The organism is Bradyrhizobium sp. PRIMUS42, assembly GCF_023006515.1.
Lineage (GTDB): Bacteria > Pseudomonadota > Alphaproteobacteria > Rhizobiales > Xanthobacteraceae > Bradyrhizobium.
Genome location: NZ_JALBGZ010000613.1, coordinates 1 through 3,785 on the forward strand (window position 1 = coordinate 1; position 3,785 = coordinate 3,785).

Sequence of the window (3,785 nt, forward strand, 5' to 3'; positions counted from 1 at the left end):
GGCTTCATCCTTGCCACGCCCGACGACGTGGGACGCTTGGGAAAAGCCAACGATGAACTCACGGCGCGCGCGCGCGACGGGCACGCGCTGACATGGCGCGCAAGCCTTCCAAGACCAAGCCCCTGAGAGCCAAGGCTGGCCCCGCCCTCACCCATATCGGCGCCTCCGGCGAGGCGCGAATGGTCGACGTGTCGGACAAGCCCGCGACCGAGCGGCTCGCGGTCGCCGAAGGCCGCGTTGTCATGACCAGGGCGACGCTCGATCTGATCGTATCCGGCAATGCCAAGAAGGGCGACGTGCTCGGCACAGCCCGCATCGCCGGCATCATGGCCGCCAAGCGCACTTCGGAACTGATCCCGCTCTGCCATCCGCTCGCGCTGTCGAAGGTGACGCTCGACATCGAGCCCGACGTGAAATTGCCGGGCTGCCTCGTTCGCGCCAGCGTGAAGGTGACGGGCCCGACCGGCGTCGAGATGGAGGCCCTCACGGCCGTGTCGGTCGCCTGCCTCACCATCTACGACATGATCAAGGCGGTCGAGCGCGGCGTGCGCATCGAGGGTATCCATCTGGTCGAGAAGCTCGGCGGCAAGTCCGGCCACTACCGCGCGTGAACGTTACTTCAGCGACGTGCTGATCGATGTGAATTTCGTGTTGAGCCTGCTGCCCAGGCCGTTCACGACGGTGATGATCGCAAGCGCGATGCCGGCGGCGATCAGGCCGTATTCGATCGCGGTCGCACCACGCTCGTCGGCGATGAAGCTCTTCAGAATGTTCGTCATGGTCGTGTCCCTCTCTGTGTCTTTGGCAGATGTGTTCGCAAATCACGTGCCAATGCGCTTTCGAGGAACGCCAACATGTTAGATGGTTAAGCCCTGGTTGATCACGGCACGGCCGGCAGGAATTGACCGGCATCGCGGGAGCTTGCGGCAATTCCTGCACGGTCTTGCGCCCGGCGCATCGATTGCTTTTGTGCGCGGCCGTTCACATCGCATTAACCGCGCTTCCTAACTTCGCCTCCACACCGATCCCGTAAACCAACGGATGTTTACCGGGCCAAGAATTGACCCTGACGTGTGCACGGCAATGATCCAGCATGATGACGAGATTAGGCAATCGCCTCTTTGACCAGGCCTTCGTGCGCGGCGGACCGATCCGCTGGCTGGTGATGAGCGGCACGCTGCTGATCGCAGCAATTGCCATAGGCTCGGTGCTGATGGCGCAGAATTTCCGCGAGCGGGCACTGCGTAACTCCAGCCGCGAGCTTGACAACACGGTGCTGCTGCTCGCCCACCATTTCGATCAGCAATTGCAGGATTTCGCGGTCATCCAGAAGGATTTCGTCGACCACGTCCGCACCACAACAATCAACAGTGCCGACGACTATCGCAAGCGCCTCTCGGGCCAGGACGTCCATCGGATGTTGCGCTCGAAGATCGAGGCGCTGCCCTACATCGGCGGCGTCAACATCATCGACGCCGAAGGCGATCTGATCAATTCCTCCACGGCATGGCCGGCTCCGAAAGTGAACGTTGCCGATCGCGGCTATTTTCGCACCTTCAAATACGATCCCTATTCGCCTGACGTGCTGATCGAGCCGCTGCACAGCCGCATCTCCGGCGCATGGACCATCCTGGTGGCCCGGAGGATCGTCGGACCAAGCGGCGAATTCCTGGGTGTCGTCGGACGCGGGATCGAGCCCGCGAATTTTGAGAAATTCTTCGCCTCCGTCGCGCTCGGCGAAGACGCCACAATCTCGATGCTGCATCGCGACGGTACGCTGCTCGCCCGGTATCCGCATTCCAGCGAATTGATGGGGCGAAATTTCAAGAACGGTTCATTTGCGCAGCAGAGGGTTTTCGGCCTCGATCAATTCGCCGGCCGTTTCGTAAGCCCGGTCGACGGCGACGACCGGCTGATCTCCTCGCGCGCCCTGCCCCACTACCCGATCCTGATGATGGCCACCACGACGCGCGCGGCTGCACTAGCGGACTGGCGCGAGCAGATCGGCATCCTGATGTCGGTCGCCGCCTCTTCCGCGCTCGCCATCGCAGGCGTTCTGATCGCGGTCGTGCGCAAGCTGCTGGCGCAGCACCGACTCTCGCGGGAACGATTGACGCTGGAAAAGCAGCGGCTCGACCGCGCCGTCAACAACATGACGCAAGGCCTTTTGCTGTTCGACGCCGGGCAGCGGCTGGTGGTCTGCAATCAGCGCTACATCGAGATGTACGGACTATCGGCCGAAACCGTGAAGCCCGGCTCGAGCTTCCACGACATCATCGCCCATCGCAAGGTGACCGGCTCGTTCACGGGCGACGTCGACGATTATCTCGCCCGCGTGCTGAAGGGCATCCATGTGCGCAACTCCATGGTGGTCGAGACCTCCGATGGCCGCTCGATCCACATCCTCAACGAACCGCTCGCGGACGGCGGCTGGGTGGCAACCCATGAGGATATCACCGAGCGTCGTCGCATCGAGGAGCGCATCACCCACCTCGCCCATTACGACTCGCTGACCGATCTGCCCAACCGCACCATGTTCCACGAGCATCTGCGCGAAGAGCTGGCCGCTATCGGCAACGGCGAAGAGATCGCGGTGCATTACATCGACATCGACGAGTTCAAGGGCGTCAACGACGCGCTCGGCCATCTCGTCGGGGACGAGCTGCTGAAATCGGTTGCCGCAAGCCTGCGCCGCTGTGCGGGCCCGGCGGATTTCGTGGCGCGGCTCGGCGGCGACGAATTCGCCATCGTACAGAGCCCGGTGACGTCGCTGGACCAGGTCAACGAACTCGTCGCGCGGATCTTCGAGGCTATCCGCGCGCCGTTCGACTGTCTGGGCCATCATCTCAACACCGATGCCAGCATCGGAATCGCGCTCGCACCCGAACATGGCACTGCGCTCGACCAGATCCTCAAGAACGCGGACATGGCGATGTATGCCGCCAAATCCGCCGGACGCCGCACCTATCGCTTCTTCGAGCCGGAGATGGACGCCAAGGCCCGCGAACGCCGGCAGCTCGAGAGCGACCTGCGCCACGCCATCGCCCAAGGGGGTCTCGAAGGCGGCCTCGAGGTCTATTACCAGCCCTGCCTCGGCCTGAAGGATGATCGCATCACCGGCTGCGAGGCACTGGTGCGCTGGCGCCATCCCGAGCGCGGCATGGTCTCGCCGGCGGAGTTCATCCCGATCGCCGAAGATACCGGCCTGATCAACGAGATCGGCGAATGGGTGCTGGCGACCGCCTGCCGGGAGGCGGCAAGCTGGCCCGACGACATCCGCCTCGCCGTCAACGTCTCGCCGGTGCAGTTCAAGAGCGGCACGCTGGCGCTGAAGATCATGGCGGCGCTCGCCGCTTCGAACCTGCCGGCGAGCCGGCTGGAGCTCGAGATCACCGAGGCGGTGCTGATCCGCGACGACGACACTGCGCTTACGATCCTGCACCAGCTCCGGGCCATCGGCGTGCGCATCGCGCTCGACGATTTCGGCACCGGCTACTCGTCGCTGAGCTATCTGCACCGCTTCCCGTTCGACAAGATCAAGATTGACCGCTGTTTCGTCGACGACATCGCCGGTCCCGACGGCTCAGCCAGCATCGTCCAGGCCGTCGTCAATCTGGCGGCCGCGCGCCGCATGACCACCACGGCCGAGGGCGTCGAGACCGAGGAGCAGCAGCGCCTGCTGCGCGCACTCGGCTGTTCCGAGATGCAGGGGTATCTCTTCAGCGCCGCAAAGCCCGCCGACAAGGTGCTCGAGCTGTTCGCGCTGCATCGCAGCCGGCTCGCCC

The 3,785-nt window shown here is 63.9% G+C and carries 3 protein-coding genes; 2 read left to right on the top strand and 1 reads right to left on the bottom strand.

Translation table 11 applies throughout. The features are described 5' to 3' along the window. Positions 1 to 92: 92 nt before the first annotated feature. Entirely contained in the window at positions 93 to 611 is a 519-nt protein-coding gene (gene moaC / locus MOV75_RS30415) for a cyclic pyranopterin monophosphate synthase MoaC (RefSeq protein ID WP_246931297.1), read from the top strand. 3 nt (positions 612 to 614) lie between these two features. Here the strand turns inward: moaC and MOV75_RS30420 are convergent, their stop codons facing one another. Next, a complete protein-coding gene (locus tag MOV75_RS30420; protein WP_246931295.1) occupies positions 615 to 779 on the bottom strand; it encodes a Flp family type IVb pilin in 165 nt (54 codons plus the stop codon). A 314-nt stretch (positions 780 to 1,093) separates the two neighbouring features. Here MOV75_RS30420 and MOV75_RS30425 point away from each other — a divergent pair. Further along, positions 1,094 to 3,785 (top strand): EAL domain-containing protein (locus MOV75_RS30425; RefSeq protein ID WP_247007165.1); only part of this gene is annotated, 2,692 nt, incomplete at its 3' end.

Bases quoted from the DNA above. Each gene is read 5' to 3' on its own strand.
- MOV75_RS30420 (WP_246931295.1), bottom strand. From the start codon at position 779: ATGACGAACATTCTGAAGAGCTTCATCGCCGACGAGCGTGGTGCGACC.
- moaC (WP_246931297.1), top strand. From the start codon at position 93: ATGGCGCGCAAGCCTTCCAAGACCAAGCCCCTGAGAGCCAAGGCTGGC.